Source organism: Arthrobacter sp. JCM 19049, assembly GCF_001310435.1.
On record NZ_BAXF01000633.1, the window covers coordinates 1 to 1,082 of the forward strand.

The window sequence follows — 1,082 nt, forward strand, 5'->3', positions numbered from 1 at the left end:
GGTCGTGTTCGGCGTAGCGTCGGCGGCCAGCAGCTGGATGCCGTGCAGGGTGGCGGTGGAGGTCAGTTCCGCGAAGTCCACGTTGCCGATCACCGGCAGGTGGAAGAGCGAGCCGACGGTGGAGCGCACCGTCTTGGGGTTGTAGATGTCCACGCTGCCTTGGTGAACAGCACCGCGTCCGCCCCGGCCGCGTCGGCCGCGCGCAGGATGGTGCCGGCGTTGCCCGGGTCCTGCACCCGGCAGAGCACCGCGATCAGCCGCGGTGCGGAGTCAAGCAGTTCCCGCAGATCCGGTTCGTTGCGCCGGGCGACGGCGATGATGTGCGGGGTGATGGTGTCGGCCATGGCCGCGAGCACCTGTTCAGTGACGGTGCGGGCCGGGATCTGGGCGTCCTGCAGCAGTTCGCTGAATTCGGAGGAGGAGCCCAGGAAGTGTTCGGTGGCGTACACCGAGACCAGCACCTGACCGGTGGCGGCGTGCGCCTTCAGCGCCTCGCGTACGGCCTGCGGGCCTTCGACCAGGTAGTGTCCGCTGGCTTTGCGTCCGGCGCGGGTGGCCAGCCGGGCGACGGCTTTGACCTTGTCGGCCCGCGGGTTGGACATCACCGGTTCTTCGTAGCTGGTCATGATTCGAGAATACCGGCAAATACGGTGCCGGGCAGAACGCCAGCGGGTGCAGACCATGGTTATGGTCTGCACCCGCTGGTGTGTTTCCTCACGCGCATCCGGCGCCTGGCACCGGTGACGGGTGGTGAAGGATGAGTAAGGCTTTACTTCATCTGCTGACGAGCTTCGCCACCGGCAGGCTCGTAGCCTGCGGCCTTGGCGGACTCGATCGAGTTGAACCAGTACTCGGCAGTGGTCTGCTCGTACCAGGTCGAGCCCGGCACGTGGTACTTGTTCGAGCCGGAGTTGCCCTTGATGACGAAGCCTTCCGGAGCGTCCTGACCCTCGATGGCCTTGATGCCACCGGCGGCTTCGGCCTTGGAGGCCGAGGTGTGAGCGGAAGCAGCGGCAGGAGCCTTCTCAGCCTTCGGGGCGGCAGCTTGGCGGCGGCGGCCTGCGGGGCCTTGGCGGCTACTG

The 1,082-nt window shown here is 67.2% G+C and carries 1 protein-coding gene and 1 pseudogene; both read right to left on the reverse strand.

Going from position 1 to position 1,082, the window contains the following annotated elements; all coding sequences use genetic code 11:
• Positions 1–89: 89 nt before the first annotated feature.
• The gene (locus JCM19049_RS15105) at positions 90–626 is read right to left on the reverse strand and encodes an RNA methyltransferase (RefSeq protein ID WP_054821976.1); all 537 of its coding nucleotides are present in this window, start codon (positions 624–626) and stop codon (positions 90–92) included.
• A gap of 143 nt (positions 627–769) precedes the next feature.
• Positions 770–1,082 (reverse strand): annotated as a pseudogene (locus JCM19049_RS15110) (50S ribosomal protein L20); the annotation flags it as partial.

What these genes read in the sequence shown, in the direction of transcription:
- JCM19049_RS15105 (WP_054821976.1), bottom strand. Translation starts at nt 626, where the DNA reads ATGACCAGCTACGAAGAACCGGTGATGTCCAACCCGCGGGCCGACAAG.